Raw genomic sequence first — 23804 nt, 5'->3', positions numbered from 1 at the left:
TTTCCGCGATATTGTGGTATCGCTTTGCGTAAATTAATGTAACAACCCTAGCGCTTAATAATATATTTGAAGATCGGATTCCCTTTAGCGGAAAACTTCTCCTCATATTCTGTCATTATATTGCCGTCGTTCATTACGGCATCATTATGAAGATCATAGGTCACAGCTTCGGCATGCCAGCCGGCCGTGTTCAGTTCCATCAAAGAAAAATCAAAAAGGTCTCTGTTGTCTGTTTTGAATTCCAATTGTCCGTCTTTTTTAAGAATGCGGTCATAACGCCGCAGGAAAGTGCTGGAGGTCAATCGTCTCTGAGCATGTCTCTCCTTGGGCCAGGGATCCGAGAAATTGAGATAAATTCTGTCTACCTCACCTTCCTCAAATACCTCATTAATGATCTCAGCTTCCATTCTTATGAATCTAACATTGGTAAGCTCAAGTTCAGTCTGCTTTTGTACTGCTCTTAAAAGTACACTGGAATATTTTTCTATTCCTACATAATTTATATCAGGATTGGCTGCTGCCATATCCATTATGAAGCGTCCCTTTCCCGTTCCGACTTCTATCCTTACGGGATTATCGTTTCCGAACACTTCCTTCCATTTTCCCTTATGCTCCTCCGGATTATCTATTGTGAAGGGGCTCTCTGCAATCCTTTCTCTGGATCCTGCTACATTTCTAAGCCGCATAAATTAAATTCTACCTTTCAATATAATAATTATAATACCAAATGCTACATATTGAAAAGTTTTTGCAGCTTCATCTTTGGTTTTATCCACTTTTAGTGTATCATAGATTAGCAGACTGTCGCTACAAGGAGTTTTATGAATTACAAAGGTTTTATAAATAAACTTAATATAATCATTTCCATGGTTCTTATATCTGTTCTGCTTACTCAGACCTGGTCTTTTTGCCATGCGGAGACAGACCTTGAGGCTGCGCAGAATGCACGAAAAGAGTTGCCCATACAAAGTAATGACACTCCGGGATGGCCTGCTGGTCCGCAAATAGGTGCAGAGGCTGCAATTCTGATGGATGCCAACACCGGGACAATTCTTTATGCAAAGAACATTCATGAAGAGCTCTACCCTGCAAGCACCACAAAGATAATGACTTGTCTTCTTGCGGTTGAAAATGCAGGACTTAATGACAGAGTTGATTTTTCCTATGAAGCTATACACTCCGTCCCCGCCGACGGTTCAAAAATCGGCATGGATGCAGGTGAATATCTGTCACTTGAAGAATGCCTTTACGGAATCATGGTTGGTAGTGCAAACGAAGTTGCAAATGCCGTTGCGGAGCATGTAAGCGGATCCATTGACGGCTTCATCGATCTTATGAATGAAAAAGCCGCTTCATTGGGATGCACAAATACTCACTTCTCAAATACTAACGGTCTTCAGGCTTCCGATCACTATACAAGCGCATATGATCTTGCTTTAATCTCCTCTGAGTTTTTCTCAAATGAGCTCCTCTGCAGAGTCGGTAATACGCCAAGATATCACTTTGAGCCAAGCGCCGGACAACCCGATGATTTTTATCTTAATAATAAACATAAACTGATATCCGGTGAAATGTCTTATCCCGGCATCATCGGCGGCAAAACTGGTTATACCGATCTGGCAAGAGAAACTCTTGTCACCTGTGCAGAGCGCGGTGGCATGAAGCTTGTCTGTGTCGTTTTTATGGAGGAATCTCCCTCACAGTTTACGGATACGGTAACTTTATTTGACTATGGTTTCAACAATTTTATAACAGTAAATATTAAAAGTGAAGAAAGCGGATATATCCCGAGGGATAACGCCTTTTTCTCATCCGGAAACGATATTTTCAAAGCCCCCACTTCTGTTCTTGAGTTTGGAAAATCGGATTATGTGATCCTTCCTGTTAATTCCTCACTCTCGGATGCCACATCAACAGTATCCTATGATAATGAAGATGGTTCATCAAATGTGATAGCCACCATTAATTACTCATTTAACGATGTACCTATAGGTTCCGGACATATTCTCGTCTCTCAGGCATCATCCTCTCAGGCAGCTTCTGAAGACAGAGACATTAAAACCATATATTTAAACATGAAACAGATCATTACATATTTTGCCTTTGCCGGCTTTTCATTAATTCTTCTTATCTATATATCTTCACTAATCAGCACTTATAGCTTTGGTGGAAGCAGAGAAGATCGTAAAAGACTTAACAGAAGAAAACGTGAAGCAAGGAAAAGAAGCGGTCCGAAATTATGAGTTTTTCTTATGGTCCGAAAGCCTGTTGAAGCTTTTCTTTTCGGATTTTGCCTTCATTTCCAGCATTTCTTTATCTGTAATAAATTTAAGAGTCTTAACCGCATAATACTTCTGGCTTTCCGCCTTTTTAACACGGACTTTAGCTCTCATATATCCATGCTCTTTGCAAAGCGATACGCTGTAAAAGTGTTTTCCGTTATTGGAAAACCATTTCACCTTCCGCTTTATGGGCTTATTACAGATATAGCACTTTGTCCCCATTACTTCGGGATCTGATAACAGTTCTTCCCTCGTCTTAAATTCTCTTGAAATATATTTTGCATAATGCTCAAAGATTATATGAACTTCCTGATCCTTGGTCTTGGGAGTCACATAATTATCAAATGAGTAGTTATAAAAGACCTTGCGACTCAGCTCACAGAATATTCTGGCTGTATAATCCGCATCCGACAAAGCTCTGTGGAAGGCCCCGTCCTTTTCCATTCCGAGGCTGTCTGTAGCATGCTCCAGCGATCTTCGCATTTTTCCGTCTTCATACTGAATGCTGAAAAGCTTCTGAACATCATAGAACGGAAGCGGCCTGTCTGAAAGTAGCGGGAGATCGTAAAAATCCATATTGCGCTGAAGCTCAGTAAGATCAAGAGGTCCCCAGGTACAAAATGTCGGTTCCTCACCGCACCACTCCAGGAATTCGGTAATAACAGTAACGAAATCATCACCCTTCTGAAGATCCTCCATTGATATATGGATAAGATCTTCTGTTATCTTATGCATCTTTTTATATACCTGCGGTCTTATGAGTCTGCTGAATTCACCTGTCCTGTTCATATTTTCATCGATACGAACCGCACCGATCTCAATAATCTCAAAGGGCAGGGATTTGCCGTTTCGCTCTTTTACTGTTTTCCCCTGATTCCACTCAAGGTCGAAGACAATGTAATTACCCATTCTTTACCTAAATCCTCATCAGCATTAATACTCTTTGGCAGGTGTCCAGTGTTCCTGACCATACATATCAGTGAATTTGAAGGTTACGAGAACGTTTCCATCTCCCACGGAAGTGTTTGCAATATGCAAATCCTTCATATCACCTTCAATAGTCAGGGTCTCTCCAAGATGATATTTATCCTGGAATACCTGATCATAATCATAAAAGTCACAAAGGAAATCTATTGTATCGCCTTTTACAAGTTCAGTGAGGTTCTTTGCTACAGTCTCAGTCTCTCCTTCGACATAGTCATAATTTACACCTGCAACATAGCCATCCTCGTTTTCAGAATCAAATACAAGAATAAGATTTGCCCTTACTCCGTTTACCTCACAGGGAACCCTTCCTGTTATAGCGTAGTTGTCTGAATCCCCCTGGGTATCCAGACGATAGTATGCAACCGGATGACCATCTATGGAAATCCAGGTTCTGTCTGAAGGAGCTACGGGATTTCCGTCTGCATCAATGTCGTAGGAATTATCAAGTCCGAGATCAATATATCCTGTGCCATCGTCATAGAACATATTTACATCAAGGTCTGAAACAAGCTCCCACTGCTCCGCGGACATCTGGATTACCGATTCCCCATCTGCATTTTCAGTCCACATGAGATTGTCTAAGTCAAAGTGATTCTCTGCGACATACTCAGCCATAGTCTCAACGTCAAGTCCTCTTCCAAAGAATGAGGAGTTGGATGCATCAAGCCCCGATACACCTGAAACACCATCTGACATCATGGCTCCGAATAATTGGATAAGCACATCTGCGCTGGAAACACTCTGTCCTTGCCCACTTACATCTCCGAAAAGGCTTCCTGCAGGAGAAGTTGTTCCGCCTGCTGCAACCTGACCGGCAACCTCCATGGATGCTGCCTTCTGAATACAATCAGCATAGCTGCTGTCCATTCCGATGGCTTCGTAGGTGTTGACCATGTTGTCCACCTTCGAAGTCTTTTTATAAGGAAAATAAATCGACAGTCCATAAGCATTTGTCATGCTCTGACTGGTTCTGTTGTACTTTACGCACCCTTTAAGTGCCTCGGCAAGCTCTTTTGACTCTTCCGTACCCATGTTTGTTGCAAGATGAATGAGATCCACCTGATCTATTCTTGAGGAAGCAGCAAATTCTCTGGCCTCGGATCTCGCATTTGAAACAAGCTTATATTCCTTATTGGATATTTTTTCCGACGTTTCTGTCGCAAAATCCTTTAACTCTCCGGGCACAGTATTCTGAAGCTCGGCGAGGTCAATCAGCGAAAGTGTCGTCTTCTGGCCTCTGCAGGTTTTTGCACATTCATCAGTGTAAGAATCAATTATAAGTTTAGCCAGATCAGGAGTTTCCATCGAAGGATTTTTGGAGTATTCATTTAACCAGGGTGTGTAAAACCAGCCAACACCGGGTTCTGTCTCCTCTGAGGCAATCATGTAATCCGCATAATTGGATGCAACAAGAGCCGTCTCAACTGTTGCCATAAGGCAGGCATCAAATCCGATAAAGTCATAGGTTATTCCGCTGTCCTTAAGGGCCTTGTTAATCTGAGACAAATCCATTGAGCCGTTTCGTGCGAATTTTTCATCATAACCGTAACCGCTGACCGAGCCGCCGCCGTGATCCCAGAAAATAAGATCATATCTGTCAGCTTTAAAGTTTTCGCTCGCCCATTTTACAAAATAAGTCAGATTAGCAGGATCTGTCATAGGCTTCTCGCCAAGGCCATCCTGCAAAAGAGCAAGTCCTCCCTTTTTAACCTGATATATCTGATTGGTTCTGCTGGAAATAAGGTTGTTCTGCCAGTTCTTACAACCACCCGTATAAACAATAATATTAATGTTATCGGAAAGATCCGCGCCCATCATTTCCTGAAGATCCTTCGTCGCCATAGCGCTTCTGGACTCAAGATCTGTTCCGCACATATACACCATAATTGTGGTGGTGTCTGTTCCGTCGCCTTTTAAAACAGTTCTCTTATCTCTGGAGCCATCAGCGACATCCTTGTTCAGATTACCTGTATTGGGAGTTTCACTCCACTGACTGCTTGCCTGACCGTAATATCCCGTGCCTCCGCCAAGAAGTGTTCCCAAAAGAGAACCCATCTGTGAGCTACCGGCACTGTTACTGCCACTCTGTGCAGATGTAGTGTCATTTTGCTGCGTTGTATTCTGTGTCCCCGAGGTAGTAGTTGTTGTCTGCGGGGTAGAATTAGTCTGTGACTGAGTATTCGTATAAGCAGTATCGTTTCCTCCGGAAAATCCTCCCATGAGACTTCCGATACCGCCACCGCCTCCAAGAAGTAATATCGCCAGAATAATTATTATGGAAAGAGGACTTCTGCCACCTCCGCTTCTCTGAGGTCCGCCTCCTCCTGTTGTTCCGGATCCGCCACCTTTTCCCGAATAACCATCAGAAGATCCTACAGGTCCTCCTCCAAGTCCGTCACCTCTTTTATAGACACCGGTTCCCCCTTCTTCAATGTTTTTCTTTCTCCTGATCGGTTGATCCGCCATACATTTTTTCCACCTTTCCTCTTGCTTACTCTATTACAAAGATTTTTTTGCCAAAACTGTCGGCAATATATAATCTTCCCCCTTGCATGCACATTCCCATCGGAGATACCAGTTCTGCATCAGGTATTTTTTCATCCTTTACTTCCACTGTTGTCACCTGACCATCACTGATTCTTCTTACTGCGCCGTTTACCGTATCAGCAACGAAAACAGTACCGTCATTTGCAACCGCAACAGCCTTGGGTGAAGAAAAAGTCGCTGCAGATGCATCCCCGTCCGTAAATCCCTCGGTTCCACTTCCGGCTACAACCTCTATATCCCCGGAGGATTTTTTTGAAGAAGCATCCGATACGTTAACTCTTAAAATTCTGTTATTCCCGGTCTCAGCAATATAGAGAAATCCGGAATTATATCCAAGTCCCATGGGACAGTTAAGATCATCAAGAAGAGTTATGATGTCTCCTCCTGATGTTATCACCTTGATACTATTGGCATGTGTATCTGAAACAAAGAGGTTTCCGTTCTCATCTGATGCCATGCCTGTCGGGAACTCAAAACTCTCCGAATCACCGGATGAATTCAGCACAGTTTCGACTTTATCTGCGCTTACTATACGAATAACTCCGTTGTCTGTATCCGATACAGCTATTCCGGCTCCATAAGCACTCACATCCCAGGGCAGTTTAAAAAGAGCCTGTGCAGGATCTGCATCATTATAGCCTCCCTGCGGTTTGTCATACGCATCTTTCTCACTGTCGGCACCGGCAAATATTTCTGCTCCGCTCTCAGTAACCTTCCATACACACTTTGAGTAGGAGTCCGTTACATAAAGGGCGCCTTCAAACACGCACATTCCACCGGGTTCAACGGTATCCGGAAGAGCATCAAGATTAAAATCAATGCTATTTTCATTCTGAATCCCACTTACTTTTTCCGAGGAATCAGATGAAGTTTCTTCGATATATGCCTCCTCAAATTCTTCTACGCTCTCTTCCTGTGCGGCTTTTTCCTGTTTTTCCTTAAAAAGGCCGCAGGCCACCATGGACACGGTAAATGTTGTTACCAAAAGTACAAGAAAAACGATTACCCACTTAAATCCTTTTTTCTTTTTTTTGTTCATAAGACTCCCCCACAAGAATCTATAATCACTACTATTATGAGTATATCACAAATAATGCCTATTTCCGCTGTACTACGGCATCTATTTCTTTAAGCTCATAATCCTTTATCCTTATTCCGTCAAAGGTGTGCTCTATAGTAAAATATGCCTCTCCTCCAAGTCTGGTAGCTTCATCCTGCTTCTGATCTGCACGGAAATTCCCAAGAGAATAGTACACAAGCGTCTCACCGCCATCCTCTCTTTCAAGTGTCTGAACGTATTGAAGTACGTGAGGATGTGTTCCTATTACCACATCTACTCCCGCATCACACAGAAGATAGGCAAATTCTCTCTGGTCATCACTTATACTTTTTGTGTATTCATCTCCCCAGTGAGCATAGACAACGATAAAATCCGCTTCCTTTTTCGCATCTTGTATATCACTTACACACTGTTCCTTATCCTTTTCCGTCTTCGGAATATAATGAACTGCGTAGGGATATTTTTCAGACATATCCATCCCGTTCGTTCCGTAGGTATAACTGAAAAGTGCAAACCTGATACCGTTTTTACTTATTATTTCATAAGGTCTGTATGCCTTGTCGCTGCTCCCCTGTATTCCAATGCAGGTTATGTCATTATTTTTATAAAATGAAGTCGTTACATCTATGCCGTAAATTCCCTTATCAAGAGCATGATTATTCCCGCATACCGCAATATCAAAGCCCGCATTTTTTATGGCTTCGCCAACCTCAATCGGTGATCCGAACTGCGGATACCCGGAAACAGCGGAGGGCTTATCCACCAGTATGGTCTCCGCTTGAATTGAAGCTATGTCGGCAGATTCTATCTCCTTTATAAAAGGCTCATAGAGAAAGCTGAAATCGCCGTGCTTATTGGTATACGCGTACTCATAAATACTCTTATGGATAATGTTGTCTCCGAAAGCCGCGAATTTCACCTCATTATCGATGTTCTTAAGGCCAAACGAGCTCCATATCCATAGAGTATTATCATTATTTCTGTCTTCTGTGAGGATTATCGCTTCATCTCTCTCAAGCAGTTTCATTCTGGTCACAAGTCTGCCTATATCCGATGCAAACCACTTGGAATCTATATCTCCGTCTTCCGAGATATCATATATGAAAATATGCTGAGAATAACTGATCTCATCCCCTGTAACCCAGAAGGGTTTTTCATTTCCGTAGCGTCCTCTCTTCCATAAAAGAAGAATCAGTTCCTCGTCACCGTTTCTGTCTATATCAGTAATAAAGGCATCCTGAATCTTTAATTCCTTTTTGTTTGTCCATAAAAGATTTCCGTCTCTGTCAGTCAGCGTAACCTTTTTTCTTTTTAGGTGACATTCGATTCCGGCATCTGACGTGAATTCCTTTTCCTGCCAGGAAACCCACGAGGGTAAGAGCAGCGCCCAATATATGCAGCAAATGGCTGCCGCTATTACAAGCAGCAGCCACACTGATTTTTTTGAACTCAAAATTTTTTTCATCTCTTCACGCGATAACTCATAGTCCACTGCGGTTTGTCAGGTGTGGATTCCGCTTCAACCCAGTTCCAATCATCATCCAGATATCCGCCGTTAAGTCTTCCTCTCCACTCTGAGTCTGTCATTCTATCCGAAATCGGTACCTCAAATTGATAGAAGCTGTAAACACTGCCTCGTCCGACATGAAGTTTTCCGTCAATAGGAAATACTACATATATACGGTCAGCTCCGCCGGTACCTACTTCGAGAACCGATCCGTTGGGATCAGTTGCGATATCAGCAACAATGGGACATGGTGCCTGGTAACTGTATGCAAGTCCCTCCACCGTATCTTTATTTACTTCAACCCAGAAATGCTCAAGGTTACCACCGTAGCATCTGATAAATTCGTAGTCCTCATCACTAAGGGATTCATTTTTCAGCTCTTTTTCGGAAATATCAAGAAGCTTTTTAGCCATATCGGAAAGCAGATCAAGGTCTTTTTCTGCGGAAGACTCAAGCATTCCCATATTTTTCAGTCCCTCTTTTGTTTTGTTTGAGAGGAATAAAAATCTGCTGTAGACAACGGGTTCAGGATCTACATAGCCCCTGTCGTCCGGAATGTCCTCATCATCCTCACCGCCGCCCATCTCTGCCATTATCTGCTTGGCATACAGAATGGTATCGTGCTTAAGCTCGGCATATGAACCTGCGAAGGTTTCCAGGTCTTTCTTTTCCCATTCGTCTGACAGCATGTATGAAGGATATCCTTCAGGCTTTTTCTCGAACAACGGTCTCAGCGTATTGAGCCATCCGGAATAAAGGCTTGCGTTCCAGAGCTCATTGTTGTCACCACTAAAGAAACCTTTAAGGACAGTGAGATTGTCGGTGTAATTCTTATAATCCGTTGCTCCATTCTCATCAAGAATTGAATAAGCAGTATCAGAACCAAGGACTGCTGCCGTATCAAGCGTATCCGGAAGATATCTGTTATCTCCGTTACTGTTTTCCTGGACATTTCGATATACAAGGCGCTGCATTATTGAAGCATCTATGGTAAATCTCTGTCCCATAAATCTGAAGGAAGGTATAACAACCTCTTCATCTTCGTAAGCGGGAACCGAATTAATCTGCGGAGGATCCAGTTTCTCTGCTGCCTTTACGACTTTATCCAATGATGAACTATCGGAAGATAAATCTGCTGCTGCCGGCATTTTTCCATAGCAGGTCTTTACAAGATCAGCAAAAACGTTATATCCCGGATCATCGGAAGCTCCTGCAAAGAAGCTTGTTACACTGTAGATATCAGCCCATTCCTCAGGCTTTTCATCTATCGCCATAGTCATGAGTACTGCGCTCTTAACTCTCTCTTCGGATTCAAGCTCAAACGGAATACGTCCATACCACATCATGGCTCTGAAGTATTTCTCCAGAATTTCATCTCCTTCGTAGTAACCCCTTACCTTGTACTGAGAATAATCCTCGTTAAGTTCAGTGAGTCCGCATACACTGATGCCGTCAGCCGACATGATCTTGTCATACTCGACGCTTACAATATCTTCGAAATTCTTATCACTTAAAGGAGCTTTATTATTCCCACCCTGAAGAAGGGATCCTATATAGAAAAAGGCGAGATTATTAAATGCTGCTTTTTCCCAGTCTGTTCCCTTTAATTCTTCATATTGTTTTTGAGTAATTTCAAGCATATTGTCAGTAAGGCTCATTAGCTTATCCGACAAAAACTTCTTTTCCGTATTTTTCATAAGGAATGCAAAATACAGGTGATAAGTATGCATCAGTGAATCCACTGTTACAAAGCTTGGGAAATAGTCGTAACGATTATCTTCATAAACATCAAAGAATTCATCTTCATTGCTTTCTGTCACAGCAAAAGAATTCTTTATCAGCATGTTTCTGAAATCCGTTACATTATTGTATTCGTCCTCATACTCAGTCTCAAAGAGTCCTGCAAAACGTTTATGATATTCTACATTTGAAAAATCTTCTGCCACGGAATATGCAGGGATGGACGGAACAAGGTTCTCGTCGTAATAGATTTCTTCCTTGTCTCCAAGTAGAGACAAATTGATGACATCATAATCAGATCCGCCTTCATCTTCCTGCGAATCTGTGGTTTCATCAGTCGTTTCTTCCGGCTCCTCATTTTTCACAGAAGCATCATCGTCGCTGCTCTCGGTTTTTTCATCAACAGCAGCCTCTGTTGTATCTTCTGAGTTCTTTGCTTTATCACCAAGATCAGTCTGGTCACTCACACTATTTCCCGGAGTGGTGCTACCCGCGCATCCTGATAAGACCATAGATAACGTCAATAATATAGTAACAACCTTTTTCTTCATACTAAAACCCTCATTAAAAACTGTATTGCGTTTTTGTTGCAACTATAAAAAGTATATCACATATTAAACAAATAGAAAAAACTGCTCAATTCATGCAACGGTGCAATTTTCATTTACTATCTCCGGAAATTCTTCCCAAAATTATTCCAGAAAAAACTGTATTCCCCATTTCTCGCAAAAACGAAGGCGTAATGAGAATTTCGTCTTGCCTGCTTCAAACAATTCAGATAGTCTTGCTGATATGGCACAGAAAAAACATGATTTTCATATAATACTATGAGCGGAAGATCAGAAAAGTCCTCTGCTCTTGAATATATCTGCTCATCATTTTCTGTGCCGATGAGCCTTAATGGAATTCTGACAAGCTCAGACATAAAATACTCTGAGTAATCGGGAGCATCTTTATCCATTGAGCTCAGATACATACGCACCCATTCTTCTCCAAGTCCCTGTGATGCGTAATTCTCTGCTGAGGTGATGGTGGGCGAAAACATCGGAAGATTCACTTTCTTTCCATATACCAGCTTTTTGATGGTTTCAGGTGAAAGATAGAATTCTTCTGCTATTTCCATGATAGAGTGTCCCGCAGAGTAGCGATTGCAGATCATGGCATTTCGCTTATTGAGTCTTTCTCTATAGCCGGATGCTTCGCCCCATCCCTTAGCGGATTCTTTCTTAGGAATATATATCACTTTCCCGCCCACATACTTTTGAACTTCCTCTAATAGTTTTTCAGGCAAAATGTTTTTGGCATTTTCGTATTTCATACAAGCTTATTCATTCTTTCTTCAAGAGCATTTATGGATTTTACGATTGAATTGCAGGATTCAAGGTCATCTATTGAAGCATGCCATCTGAGTGTAACAATTCCTTTGTAATAAGCCATGCACAAGAAACGCTCTTTGAAATTCTCAATTTTAATATTCTTTTTCTTTGCATATTCATAGAGCTTTTCCGGAACCAGAAGATATGGCTTATTGAGATCAAGGATTACAAAATCCATCAGATAATCCATTATTCCGGCTCTTCCCCAGTCAGCGCAGTAGGTCTTTCCGTCTTCTCCAACGATCATATTACAGAAGAATGTGTTGTTGTTGGCAAGAAATCTCTGACCTTCGCAAAACGGCGCATACTTAAGAGCTTTTGATGCGATCTCGTTGTAGTAATTCTCCTCAAGAAAAGTTGTTCCGAACATTTCCTTCCAGTTCTTCCAATAGCCATCCTCAGGATCACCGAGCATATCATCACGGATGAAAGCTTCAAGACTCTCAAATGGAGCTCTGTTGTTCTCATCAAACTCTCCGTAGCCTTCTACAGAAGATACATCGGTAGCTGCAATCTCAAAGATCATGTCAAAAAAGTTTTCATAACTCTTCTCAAATTCTTCAGGAGAAAGTTCACTTGCGCTTCTGCCCTTAGGGCTCATCTCTATTTTTTCCTTAGTAAGGTTTCTTATAAAAATATCTCTGTTCATGTTTTTGTCCTCATCTATTTGTCTTATGTAATGTTTGCCTTGTCTTTTGTATCAGCGCTTTTACAATTATGATGATATCAGCGTCTGTCCTGTAATCAAATAGAGAGAACCGTTATAACAGAACTATACCTAAATTACTCTTTTTTTATTGCGATAGCTGTGAACTCGCCGGGAAGCATATCATTCTCCCAGGACGGGTGTTCATCAAATCTTTCCAAAGTAAAGCCATTTCCTATTATGGAGTTGATGATTTCGCTGATTGTGTACTTCCGATACTGGCACTTTGGAATCTGCCTGCGAATTTCTTCATCATAGAATCTGGCATGTGCCATTTCTCCCTCAAAAATATCAGTAGAAAAATAGCTCATGGTAGGCTGCTGTAATCCAAGCGCATCAGAGATTTTGGTAAAAGGATGAAAATCGCTGCAGATCATCTTCCCACCTGGCTTTAGCAAGTCATGCATAACCTTCATAAAAGCATCAATGTCATGAAAATAGTGAAGGATTCCGCCTTCCATAAATACCACATCAAAGAAGCCTTCATATTTGCTCATGTCAATTTCCATGATGTCGCAGACTTCATATCCAATTGTGGTATCTGCTGCCTTGGCTGTTTCCATTGCATATTTCTTATTGGCTTCAGAAATATCAAAAACAGTTACCTCTGCTCCAAGAAGTGCCAGCGGAACGGCCTTCTTACCGCATGATCCGCATATATTGGCAACCTTAATTCCCTCATATGAATCAAAATAGTTTGCATAATGTTTGAGCATCTTTCCGGGATTTTCCTTATCCTTAGCTGCTCTCTCTTCCGGTGTCCCCGCATTTCTTACCCAGAAATCATATGCATCAAACTCCCAGGCTTTCTTGTGTTGTAAGCTATACTCTTCCAAATTCTTCACCCCTTTTTATAATTTCCCATAATTTATTTTTCTGTTCTATGCCGAACTTCAAAATCTTCCATAATGAATCGACCGCATAAGGTCCATAAACCTGCATATATGAAATATGCATCTGCTCAGCACCTTTAAATATCAGCTCAAACTCTTCTCTTGATATTTCTTCCGTGCCAAAATACCCTCTCAAAAAACTCCTCGCCAAATCAAATTTTTGATTTTAAACATCAGCCTTGCAGATTCTTCATTAAACCTCTCTCCTATTTCAGGATTATCCAAATCCCAATGACACTGAACTATTTCAAGGATAGTCTCATCACTAATATTTATCATTATTTTTCTCCGTTTACAAATCAAACAGGCTCATCTGCTTATACTTATCCGGCATCTCCTGTATAAATTCAAAACACTCTTTTGGTGTTGAAAGGATATTATTTTCCTTACAAATATTCCGAAACAGCGCTTTCAACTCTTTTGAATTAGGACTTGGAAGTTCATATGCATTACCATATCGCTTTATGTATTTCTCTTTTATCCCTGGAAAATTCTTATCAAGCGCAGCATAATAGTACTCCCTGTCGCCTTCCCTGAGAGTAAGACCCATTCCAAAATCGATGATGCCCTTTACTCCTGTCCTAACACATTCATTCAGAATAGCTTCTATGTTTTCTTTTGTATCATTGATAAACGGAAGTATTGGTGTCAGCCATACAACTGTAGGAATGCCTCGTTCACGCATCATTTCCAAGACCTCTATACGACGTTTTGTGTTGCAGACATTTGGCTCAAGAATTTTACACAACTCATCATCATAGGTTGTAAGTGTAATTTGGACTACACATTTTGCACTGCGATTTATTTCTGAAAGAAGGTCAATATCCCGAAGTATTAAATCTGATTTTGTCTGAACTGCTGCCCCAAAACCATTCTCCAAAATAATTTCAAGGCATCGCCTCGTTAGCAGAAGTTCCTTCTCACAATGCATATAAGGATCCGACATCGCCCCTGTCCCAATCATGCACTTTTTTCTCTTTGACCTTAGTGCCTGTTCAAGGAGCTCGGGTGCATTCTGCTTTACCTCAATATCCTCAAAAGGATGTGTGAACTGATAGCATTTACTCCTGCTGTCACAATAAATACAACCGTGGGTACATCCACGGTATATATTCATCCCAAAGTATCCATTTTTTCCGGATAAAATGCCTTTCGCATCAGTAAAATGCATCTCTTCACCTTCCAAAAATTCATTAGCTTTTGTAATTTATTCTCCATCCAAATTATTTACTTCATAATCCATTTTGAATGACTTTTGCATGCCACCAGCCATAATCCGCACATTGCCTGAGTCGGGATACAATATGACATCCGGATTAGCTTTGGTATCAATATCAAGATAGACTACAGGTGAAGCAGAGTTATTTGTGAGCATATGTGCCCCATTTTCATTAGGAGGTATCACTATCACATCTCCTTCAGATACTTCGATATCTCCCTTGGGCGTTTTCAGCGTAGCTGTGCCGGAAATAATATAAAAAACCTCTTCTCTTCCAAAGTGTTGATGGTAAGGATAGTTACTTTTTCCGGGTTGCAGGGTATAGAAATTTACTGTGAGATTACCTTCGCCGTCCTTATACGGAGAAACGACATTATTCTTCAAAAACTCAAAGCTTTTATTATTCTCAGTCTCGTGATCATAATGCTTGTTAAGATTAACAAGCTCATACTCCGAAGTTTTAACATTTTTAATGACCAGCTCTCTCATGTTCGGGCTCCTTTGCAGATCTTACAACTGATTTTTTAGAGTCAATATAAACTCCAGCATTTCCTTTTCTGTTTTTTCAGGGTATTGGTATCCACAACTATCTGCAATCATAATGCCAACTCTGTCCTGATTACTGCTCTGACTGCATCATCATTATTTGCCACATCTAACACTATATCTATTATTTCTTTTTCTGCTCTCATGAATATGTCTTTCTGCTTGAATCTATTAGTTTTTGTCGCCCGGCAAGTATAGTTACTGCTCTTTCTACATCCATTACAGTAAGTCCTACCTCTGCATCCGTCTTAACCTGATGTTTTCCTATTTCAATATTATTTAACTCGAGGTCATCCAGTACTACCCAATTATCATATGAATTCTCTTCTAACCACAGCAGTATTTCATCAGCCTTAACCATACTGAATTTCTTAGTCTTTCTTATCTCTTCCGTAGTTAAGTCCGGTGTAACTCCTGCAATCCTAATGCCTTCACTCTTCATTGTATCAGCAAAAAACGCAGCTTCCGGCCTAAGTGGTTTCATTGATTTGTCAAACCAAAATCTCCAACCTGAGTGGAGAATTATCTTAGCGCCAGTCCTTTTTACAAGACTTCCCAACAAGCTTACTTTCTCAATATCTACGTATTTGCCTTCACTAATTTCTCGCTGATGCTCGTTGTCCCAGAACTTTGAATTCAGAACTCCATCAACATCAAGAAATATAATATTACTCATAATGATCCTGTCTGTCCTTAAAAAGTTTTATCGCATTTCCCCTAAACACTCTTATTGCAGATAATCTCTGCACTTATCAAAATGCATTCCGGAACAATTATTTACTCTGGCTATTACATCATCCACTTCATCTATTCTATACCATTTATGGTCATCCACCTCGACAGATTCAGCAAATTCCGCCTTCTTTACATAAGCAATGAAACCTATCATGATAAGCTGCTTTGGCTCAAAGTAATAACTGGACACATACCGGCACTTCGTAACTATCTGTCCGGTTTCTTCTTTTACTTCCCTTGCCACAGCCTCTTCAATGGTCTCTCCTTCAACCATATATCCCGATACGACTGTCCACTTATCCTCAGAAATATAATTCTGCTTCAAAAGAAGAATCTCGTTATACTCATTTACAACCAAAACTTCAACAACCGGAATAGGATTTCTTCCATAAATTCGCTTGCAGGAAGGACATATCTTGCAATCATCATCCCCGCATTTTATATCCTCAAGTTCATGTCCGCATTCAGCACAGTATTTAAAAAGCACGGCAACCTCCCACATTATTACTATATACAAATAATAGAGGGTACCCTTAGGGCAAGGTCAACATTATAGTCCTACTAATTTCTCCTTATTTGTAGCCAAAAGAAATCACATGGCATCTGGCAGCAATGAAATTCTCAGATTCCAAATATTTGTCATCCAAGCCATGATCTTTTATAAATCTTCTTTTCTCTGATTCTAAATCTTCACTGCCTGCACTAATGAAATCAACATAATCATTGATTCTGACTCCGATGTTCTTTAAACCCAGTTTTTCCATAATCACCGGAATTCTCATACCAATTTGGTAATCTCTTCCACCGGATTTTTCCTCAGAAAGCCACTTTTGTTTTAAAAACTCATCGTTTTCAAATGGATCATAAACTTCATTATCTGCAAAAATACCGGCATTTTCCAGGCGTCTGCTTGGTTCAATGCATATTACCAGGCCATTCTCCTTTACAGACCTTGTCATCTTTTTCAAGATGTCTTCAGGATTATTGAGATGTCGCAGCACAGCCTGGCATATAGCAATATCATATTCGGCTACAGGTTCATAATCATTTAAATCTACTACTTCGAAGGAAGTCAGCGCACTACAATCAGAAAATAAATTCTGCGCTTCTGCAATAAGATCTTCAGAAATATCTATTCCCTTATAAGTGCTTCCCTTTGGAATTAATGGCAACATCATCTGTGCCAGATACCCATATCCACAACCAAAATCTATAATTCTTACGGGATGGTCTATCTTCCATACAGACTTTACAAGAAACTCAAAGTAATCATTATTCCACAGATTGTTTCTTGTGCTATGTAAGTATTCTTTTTCCTTTCCCCAATCTATATTGGTTCCTTTACTTGATGTTACTTTTTCAAATATTTCTTGAAAATTCTTTATCGTTGGAATATGAATCAACACTGCTTTTCCCTGATATTTTTTAAGCAAATACCAATAAGCCTCATTGCAAAGATAATAAGTTGGTGTTTTTGATATTGTGCTTTTAATACCTGCTACTGACAAACGTTCAGCAATAGCTTTAAGATCAAGTTCAGTAGTTATACAGATTCCATCTTTTTCCGCATATTGCTCGATGCGAAACGAGTTGGTCAAATTCTTATCCACTCCAAAGAGATATACCACATCATACTCTGCAGGAAGCTTAGCAATATCTTTTCTTAATCCATCAAAAGAATTTGTCAGCAGATAGTGCTTCTGCGACAATGTACTTACCAGCATAGATGATGAATTATTTTGACCTTTAAATCCAATGTATGCTTCAGCCATTATGTATAAATAACCTTTCTGAGCGCCGGTCCGCAGTCTTGTATTCATCTCTCAATTTCGTAAGATGCTCCATAATATTCGGATTCCAGGAAATCATCTGTGGAAGATTATCGCAGGGGAACTCGTCACATAAACCGCAGAACTGTGCATTGTGTTCTTTGCAGCAGGCATAGACCTTGCATATTCCTGATCCGGCCCATTCCGGCACGCGTCCTTCTGCCTCAATGCAACCGGGACATATACCTTTTATCTTTTTCTCACATCCAACGCAGCACTCACCGCAAGCGGTTATGGTTGTAAAATCTATCATAACTTCTTATCTCTCATCCCATGGTTCTCAGATAAAACTAAAGGAGCCTGTAATACAGACTCCTCAATGTAAACGTTCCCGATGTGATTCGAACACACGACCTTCCGCTTAGGAGGCGGACGCTCTATCCAGCTGAGCTACGAGAACACTTATGCTTTTTTCGCACTAAAATATAGTATCATAGCCGTCAGCTAACTTCAAGACTTCACGAAGTAGTGTCTTCCAAGCCAGCGTGAAAGACCATCCAGTCCCGGATAAACAATTCTTTCCGAAATGTTCTGATGGTCCAGCATGTCCCTGACCTGCCAGCGTAGTTTTTTGTCCAATACATACTTATAAGTGTTGGAGGTATTTTTATTAAGAAAGCCTTCGATATCCTCCATGTCACTCGGAATCACGGAAAAGAAAGAATACTGATTAACTATGCGCCTGTCAACTGAAGGCGGCTCTATAACTACCATCGATTGGTTACCCATATCCTTATCATACTGATCCAGGCTGTCGCATACATCCTGCATCATATCAACTGAGAAAACAGTATTGTTAACTCGCTTGGATTCCTGCCTGTATTTTTCGGGAAGAAGATCATGAAGCTCATGGATATCTATTCTCCAAACTGCACTGTCATGCATATCCATCTGATCCATGTCCCCTTCAGCTGTGGAAAAATGAAGTGCAATCAGAGGTGAGAACGACCAGTCAAGGAGCCTTGTGGGGAGTCCGTGATGCTGTCCGAAAATCATTTGTCTCCATACGGACCTTTCTATAGATGGTTCCTCTATGGCAGCATACTTAGTAAAATTCCTTAATATACAAGGCTCGAGCTCTCTTCTCTTGTCCTTGCAGTTTCTCATAAGACTTGTTACCAGTTCAAAATCCGCATCGGGCTGTCCTCTGTACACAAAGAGATTCCTGTGCCTTCCAAGGTCATCCCTGTACTCCTGCTCTGATATCATTCGGAAAAGTGAATCCATGTTATCAATTCTTACGGTATTGATCATCTGTCACCTCACAAGTTTTATGCCAGCTCTTTTTTTCCAAAAAAATTATTTCAGCACATCCAGGGTAAGTATCTCAAACCCTTCAGCTTTTCCTTTTAATTTAATACTGTCTCCAAGAGATGTTACCTCCGCCCTGTCTCCAAGTATGTCGGCAACTGCTCTTGATATCAGGATCTTACCTCCCGGAGCGTTGGCTTCAAGTCTCGCTGCCGTATTAACGGTATCGCCTATGGCAGTATAGTCCATTCTGAGTGGTGCTCCGATATTACCTACAACCGCAGGTCCGTAATTAACTCCTATTCCGAAGGATACACTTCTTCCAAATCTCTCGTTCAATTTTTCACCAAGGGCAATTGATCCTTCAACCATGTCCATTGCCGCACGACATGCCATATAAACTGCGTCGTCCTGTGCAACCGGAGCATTCCAGAAGGCCATGGTACAATCTCCGACAAACTTGTCCAGCGTTCCGTGGTTTTTCATTATGCACTCGGTTGTCAGCGTCAGGTACTGATTTATTATTTCTACGACTGTTGGCGGATCCAGCGCCTCACTCATAGTAGTAAAGCCTCTTACATCCACAAAAAGAACCGCTATGTCGTAAGTCTTTCCTCCAAGCTCCAGTGCACTCTCACCCTGTTCAAGAAGCTGCTTCATAACCGCCGGGTCTACATATTTTCCGAAAGTATTGGTGACCTTTTTTCTTTCTCTTGCAGCCTTAATATAGTTTATCGCAACTGAACCAATGAATAATATTGATACAAAAAGCGGTATCCACAAAACGTGCAGAACAATACCCGATGTCTTATAAAGAAGAAGGCAAAGCAAGATATACCCGCCGCATACCAGTACTTCTCCGATAATAGATGGGATTACATTTCTATCATAGAAAAACAGACACATGACTATGCATAGGATAAATAGAATTATCAGCTGAACATTTCGTGATGCCTCTGACGGATAAAAACCTCTTCTGAAAAAATCCACAAGATTGGCCTGTATTTCCACTCCATAGGTAGGAGCAGCATGATCAATGGCTGTTCTGTATTCATCCTGAAGTCCTGCTGCGTAAGGTCCTATAAGAACGGCCTTTCCGGAGAAAAACTCAGGATCAACTTCACCATAATACAGATCCGCTACAGAGATAAAATCATAGTATCCCCCAGCATTTGTAAAATAGGGTATATAGAAAAATCCGTCATTTTCCTTTGGAAGAGGATTTTTCTCTATTCCATTGTTTTCACAGAATTTTTCATAGATTGTTCTGGAAAAAGAGTATACCTTCCCTTCTCCCGGAACATCCACATATAAGATTCCATGACGGATGATACCGTCGCTGTCAGCCATGGTGTTTATGTGGCCATAGCCCGCTGCTGCCTTTAACTGATCATAGGGTTCATCAAAAGCGAGCACAGCTCTCTCATCCATATAGAAGCCGGCGTCTTCAATCTGAAGTTCGCTCCCGAAGGTTGCCGCAGAAGCCACAACCACATTTTGTCCATTTTCACAAACTGCTGCCAGATAGTCATCAGCGTCAGGGTCTGCACTTTCTCCGACATACAAAATGTCAAGTCCGATTACGGCAGGTTTTTCCTGCGCACTGTTTAAGTAACTGACGCAATCTGCGATTACACTCCTGGACCAGGGAAAAGGGCCCAAAGCATCAAGTGCTTTCTGATCAATTCCGACAACAACTATTTGTCCGTCGGTTGCTATCCTTTTCTGATAGAGCGCATCAGAAACAACTCCGTCTGCGGAATCTGTAATCCCGCTTATGGAGATTAAAACAAAGATAATTGAAATTAGTAATGCTATAAAATATTTGCCGTACTTATTCCATTTCAAATTCATAGATTTTACCATTGAAATTGTCGCAAACGTAAAGCACATTATCTTTTATGCAAAGACCTGTAGGTGTTACAGGGTAAGCATTGATCTCTCCGGTATTTCCTTCTACAACAGTTGAAACCTCTCCGTCTTTTATACATCTGATTGCGGAATTAACTGTATCTGCCACATAAACTGATCCATCCTCTGTTACAAAAAGTGTTTTCGGAGATGAGAAAAGTGCCTCTTTTGCATCGCCGTCCTTCATTCCTTCTTCTCCGCTTCCTGCAACCTCTTCGATTACTCCCGCCTTATCTTCCTTTATGGAAGCCTTCACTATACGGTTTGCTCCTGTCTCAGCTATGTACAGAAATCCATCAAAAATGTACAGTCCCATAGGCTCATTCAGATTAACAAGAACCTTATCCGCTTTTCCGTCACCTGTAATTCTGATAATTTCTCCTTCTCCGGTATTTGATACATAAAGGTTTCCGTTATTATCAGTTGCAAGTCCTGTAGGATTATTAAACTCACAAGGCTTTTCCTTGCCACCTGAGGAGATAGCTGCATTTAGTGTCTCAACTATTCCATCATGTATGTACCTTACAACATCGTTTTTTGTATCGGAAACTGCATAACCATTCTGGAATTTGGTAATCTCAAAAGGATCCGTGAACAGAGCTTCCTCAGTTTTTCCGTCATTGTATCCGCCAAGTGGCACACCATAGATATCCTCTACGCTGTCAGCTCCTGCGATCTTTGTGAATTCTTCCCCATCATATTTCCAGACTGCATCATAATATGTATCGGATATGATAAAGTCATCACCATCAATAAAAATTGTACAAGGCTTAAATTTCTCATTTTCAAGATAGCCTTTTTCATCCTTATCTACACTCTTCTCATCAACAGTTTCTGATGATTTCTCCAGATTCTGCTCAGGAGTTTTTTCTTTTGCTTCAACTTCTCCCCTTGCATCTACAGCGCCTTCCTGCGCAGTGTCAGTTGTGACGTCACTGCTCTTTGTTCCACAGCCTCCTATAATGAGCAAAGTAATGAAAATGCTACATAGCATGCTCATTATTCTTCGTAATGAATTTACTTTTTTCATACATCTTTACCCCTCTGCGTTAACTATAGCTCCATTTCCACGATTTATAATTTGTCCCCCTGCTTCAACAATGGAACCATTCCATTCTTCAGTTTCCATACTTACTATGCATTTTATTGTTCCATAATTGATAATACTTGCATTAGAGCCGACTTTTATTGTAGTGCGTTCTCCGATCGTTAGAGTAGCTCCAGGAAAAATAATTAGCATAGTATCAGTCATAGGATCTAATTCTTCATCCATTGTGGTGCCTACAAAAATGCTTCCTTCATGATCATTCGTACTAAATTTCACATCACCCTTTATTGAAGTTACACTCATCATCCATCCGTCACTGTCATAGCCTGTAATTGCTGTAGGAGTAACATATGTTACATCCACCTGAGCATTAGCAGTACCCATAGTAAATTCATAATCAAGAGTCCAAGGTTCTTCTCCCGTATTTGCACTGACATAGGTTGCTGTTTCTGAATTGCCGTTAACACTTATTGTTTTAGGATAATAATTGTCATTCATCTTTACTCTGACTGTAACTTTCTGTCCGTAGGCTGCACTGGTTGCCGCCTCTCCGTTTACCAGTACACTCACAAACGAAGCATCTGCACCGCTAACAGATGTTGCGATATCATAAGTATTAAGTTTAAATGTAGCACTGACCTTTACATTTCCTTCCGGCATCGTGAATGATTTTGTATTTCCATCTCCGGATGCTGTGACTGCACTGTTATCTGAAGTGTTTGTAATAGTCATCGAATCAAAAGAGTATCCTTCATTCGGAACGGCCGTTGCTGTAACCGAAGTTCCTGCTGTAAGTTCCCCTGAAGGACTGATACTAATGCTTCCCTGGCTGGTATCACATTCTGTTGTAACTGTGTACTTAGTCGGTTCTGGTTCAGGTTCAGGCTGAGGTGTATCCTCCTCCACCTTTTCAAATTTAACCGTTATTGTTACATCCTTAGCAGGCATATCAAACGTATATTTTCCATCATCTTCTTCTAAGTCCACCTGCTTAGAAGATACGCTCTTAACCTTATATCCATCCTTAGGACTAACTTTTATTGTTACACTCTTTCCCTCTTCTGCCTCAGATACCGTTGACTTTACTTTTCCGTCATCACTATCGAAATTTAGCGTAATCTTATACTTCTTTTTCTGCTGACTTTCTCCATCATTATTTTCAGCAGGAGGATCTTCTTCGGAAGGCTGCTCAACAACCGGGTTAGTATTTTCTGGTGTTGCCGGCTCCTGCGGGGTTTCAGGTTGTACAGTATTCCCCTGTCCCTGAGGTGTTACTGCCTGAGGAGGTGGATTTGTACCGGTTCCAGTTTGTCCCTGTGTAGAATTCCCGCCCCAATATGCATCATTATTTGAATTATTATCCTGGTCTTCTTTATTCTTATTTACTTTGTCCTGTAAATCTGAATTCGCTTGTTCTTCCTTATTTTGTCTATCTTTTGCGGACTCAGGAGTTACTCCTTCTGTGTCAAAACCGGCACCTTCTGCTTTATCTCTGGCATCAGGATCATTTGCAATCTCAATCCAGACAAAACCTCCTAAATCTTCGATAGTGGCTTTATCAGTATTAATTTTCACACTTCCGTCCTGGTCACCTTGTACAGTAACCTTTTCACCGGGTCCTGCTTCTATATGCTGTCCATCGCTGGTTTCACCCTCTCCATTTCCATCGATGAAGACAATTTCTGTTGTATCACCGTTTTGCCTGGTTTGAATGATGGTTCCTCTGATACCCATCACCATATTGGAAGTACGGACATTCACATTTTGTCCGCTTTTCAGCTTTTCAGAGACATTAAAATACATGTTTCCCGATAATACAAGGACCTCGAGATTATCACCCTTTTTATGTATTTCCGTTTCGCTTATGGCATCAAGCTTTACAGCCTTTTTATCATCAAGATTAAAATAGGCATAGCTTGCCTTATCAGTGCCAACATGATTACCGTTAAATAGTCTCATGTTATCGGTGGTCTTGAGCTCTGTCCCCGAACTGTCGGTTACTTTTACTTCTCCCTCAGTTTTTGTCATTCTGATTGTGGATGCAACCGCTTCCTCAGCCATAACTTTGTGTCCTGCAAAAATGGCTGTCATGGCAATGCTCAAACACATTGCAAAAACTAATATTCTTTCTCCGGTAGATTTCATAGTGAAATTTTTACCTCCCCAA

General features: G+C 41.0%; 23 protein-coding genes and 1 tRNA gene. 1 reads left to right on the top strand and 23 read right to left on the bottom strand.

Going from position 1 to position 23804, the window contains the following annotated elements; all coding sequences use genetic code 11:
* Nucleotides 1–47: 47 nt before the first annotated feature.
* Nucleotides 48–686, bottom strand: a complete 639-nt coding sequence (gene trmB, locus BMW61_RS11405) for a tRNA (guanosine(46)-N7)-methyltransferase TrmB (RefSeq protein WP_022762999.1) — start codon at nt 684–686, stop codon at nt 48–50.
* A gap of 135 nt (nt 687–821) precedes the next feature.
* On the opposite strand from trmB, the gene BMW61_RS11400 reads away from it, so the two are divergent.
* Nucleotides 822–2243, top strand: coding sequence for a D-alanyl-D-alanine carboxypeptidase family protein (locus BMW61_RS11400; protein WP_091821999.1), 1422 nt, complete (start codon nt 822–824; stop codon nt 2241–2243).
* Here the strand turns inward: BMW61_RS11400 and BMW61_RS11395 are convergent.
* The 22 genes from BMW61_RS11395 to BMW61_RS11300 all read right to left on the bottom strand — a co-directional run bounded on the left by BMW61_RS11395 (nt 2238) and on the right by BMW61_RS11300 (nt 23782).
* Nucleotides 2238–3191, bottom strand: a complete 954-nt coding sequence (locus BMW61_RS11395) for a 3'-5' exonuclease (RefSeq protein ID WP_091821996.1) — start codon at nt 3189–3191, stop codon at nt 2238–2240. The genes BMW61_RS11400 and BMW61_RS11395 overlap by 6 nt on opposite strands.
* 24 nt (nt 3192–3215) lie before the next feature.
* Nucleotides 3216–5735, bottom strand: a complete 2520-nt coding sequence (locus BMW61_RS11390; RefSeq protein WP_091821994.1) for a clostripain-related cysteine peptidase — start codon at nt 5733–5735, stop codon at nt 3216–3218.
* Between the two features lie 25 nt (nt 5736–5760).
* Nucleotides 5761–6855 (bottom strand): NHL domain-containing protein, encoded by a 1095-nt coding sequence (locus tag BMW61_RS11385; RefSeq protein ID WP_091821990.1) that lies wholly within the window; start codon nt 6853–6855, stop codon nt 5761–5763.
* A 58-nt stretch (nt 6856–6913) separates the two neighbouring features.
* A complete protein-coding gene (locus tag BMW61_RS11380; RefSeq protein ID WP_175475172.1) occupies nt 6914–8329 on the bottom strand; it encodes a CapA family protein in 1416 nt (471 codons plus the stop codon).
* Nucleotides 8330–8337: 8 nt separating this feature from the next.
* Entirely contained in the window at nt 8338–10674 is a 2337-nt protein-coding gene (locus BMW61_RS11375) for a DUF3160 domain-containing protein (protein WP_091821984.1), read from the bottom strand.
* A 116-nt stretch (nt 10675–10790) separates the two neighbouring features.
* A complete protein-coding gene (locus tag BMW61_RS22470) occupies nt 10791–11441 on the bottom strand; it encodes a CD3324 family protein (protein ID WP_242876711.1) in 651 nt (216 codons plus the stop codon).
* Entirely contained in the window at nt 11438–12148 is a 711-nt protein-coding gene (locus tag BMW61_RS11365) for a hypothetical protein (RefSeq protein WP_091821982.1), read from the bottom strand. The genes BMW61_RS22470 and BMW61_RS11365 overlap by 4 nt, the downstream gene beginning before the upstream one ends.
* 134 nt (nt 12149–12282) lie before the next feature.
* Nucleotides 12283–13041, bottom strand: coding sequence for a class I SAM-dependent methyltransferase (locus BMW61_RS11360; protein ID WP_091821979.1), 759 nt, complete (start codon nt 13039–13041; stop codon nt 12283–12285).
* Nucleotides 13028–13234 carry a hypothetical protein gene (locus BMW61_RS11355; protein WP_091821976.1) on the bottom strand — a complete coding sequence of 69 codons (207 nt, stop codon included), beginning with the start codon at nt 13232–13234 and terminating at the stop codon, nt 13028–13030. The genes BMW61_RS11360 and BMW61_RS11355 overlap by 14 nt, the downstream gene beginning before the upstream one ends.
* On the bottom strand, nt 13231–13377 hold the full coding sequence (locus tag BMW61_RS21900) for a hypothetical protein (protein ID WP_175475171.1): 147 nt from the start codon (nt 13375–13377) through the stop codon (nt 13231–13233). Before BMW61_RS21900 ends, BMW61_RS11355 begins: the two co-directional genes overlap by 4 nt.
* Nucleotides 13378–13390: 13 nt before the next feature.
* On the bottom strand, nt 13391–14269 hold the full coding sequence (locus BMW61_RS11350; protein ID WP_022762987.1) for an SPL family radical SAM protein: 879 nt from the start codon (nt 14267–14269) through the stop codon (nt 13391–13393).
* Between the two features lie 36 nt (nt 14270–14305).
* Nucleotides 14306–14806 (bottom strand): cupin domain-containing protein, encoded by a 501-nt coding sequence (locus BMW61_RS11345; protein WP_091821974.1) that lies wholly within the window; start codon nt 14804–14806, stop codon nt 14306–14308.
* A 107-nt stretch (nt 14807–14913) separates the two neighbouring features.
* Entirely contained in the window at nt 14914–15009 is a 96-nt protein-coding gene (locus BMW61_RS22465; RefSeq protein ID WP_242876709.1) for an aminoglycoside 6-adenylyltransferase, read from the bottom strand.
* The gene (locus BMW61_RS11340) at nt 15006–15539 is read right to left on the bottom strand and encodes an HAD domain-containing protein (RefSeq protein ID WP_091821971.1); all 534 of its coding nucleotides are present in this window, start codon (nt 15537–15539) and stop codon (nt 15006–15008) included. Before BMW61_RS11340 ends, BMW61_RS22465 begins: the two co-directional genes overlap by 4 nt.
* A gap of 51 nt (nt 15540–15590) precedes the next feature.
* A complete protein-coding gene (locus tag BMW61_RS11335; protein ID WP_091821968.1) occupies nt 15591–16085 on the bottom strand; it encodes an NUDIX domain-containing protein in 495 nt (164 codons plus the stop codon).
* Nucleotides 16086–16170: 85 nt separating this feature from the next.
* Nucleotides 16171–17370, bottom strand: a complete 1200-nt coding sequence (locus BMW61_RS11330) for a methyltransferase domain-containing protein (RefSeq protein ID WP_175475170.1) — start codon at nt 17368–17370, stop codon at nt 16171–16173.
* Nucleotides 17363–17680, bottom strand: a complete 318-nt coding sequence (locus BMW61_RS11325) for a DUF3795 domain-containing protein (RefSeq protein ID WP_091821963.1) — start codon at nt 17678–17680, stop codon at nt 17363–17365. Before BMW61_RS11325 ends, BMW61_RS11330 begins: the two co-directional genes overlap by 8 nt.
* A 73-nt stretch (nt 17681–17753) precedes the next feature.
* Nucleotides 17754–17827: transfer RNA gene (locus BMW61_RS11320), tRNA-Arg, on the bottom strand.
* Between the two features lie 50 nt (nt 17828–17877).
* The gene (locus tag BMW61_RS11315; protein ID WP_026498403.1) at nt 17878–18681 is read right to left on the bottom strand and encodes an FRG domain-containing protein; all 804 of its coding nucleotides are present in this window, start codon (nt 18679–18681) and stop codon (nt 17878–17880) included.
* Between the two features lie 45 nt (nt 18682–18726).
* Nucleotides 18727–20532: a CHASE2 domain-containing protein gene (locus tag BMW61_RS11310; protein ID WP_175475169.1), complete on the bottom strand. Its 1806-nt coding sequence runs from the start codon at nt 20530–20532 to the stop codon at nt 18727–18729.
* Nucleotides 20513–21619, bottom strand: coding sequence for an NHL domain-containing protein (locus BMW61_RS11305; RefSeq protein ID WP_091821961.1), 1107 nt, complete (start codon nt 21617–21619; stop codon nt 20513–20515). The genes BMW61_RS11310 and BMW61_RS11305 overlap by 20 nt, the downstream gene beginning before the upstream one ends.
* A 6-nt stretch (nt 21620–21625) precedes the next feature.
* Nucleotides 21626–23782, bottom strand: a complete 2157-nt coding sequence (locus tag BMW61_RS11300) for an InlB B-repeat-containing protein (RefSeq protein ID WP_091821959.1) — start codon at nt 23780–23782, stop codon at nt 21626–21628.
* Nucleotides 23783–23804: the final 22 nt, after the last annotated feature.

Source organism: Butyrivibrio sp. ob235 (assembly GCF_900109475.1).
In the GTDB taxonomy this organism is placed as follows: Bacteria; Bacillota; Clostridia; order Lachnospirales; family Lachnospiraceae; genus Butyrivibrio.
Note: the sequence above shows the minus strand (reverse complement) of the source record. Positions and strands in the feature narration are given on the sequence as shown.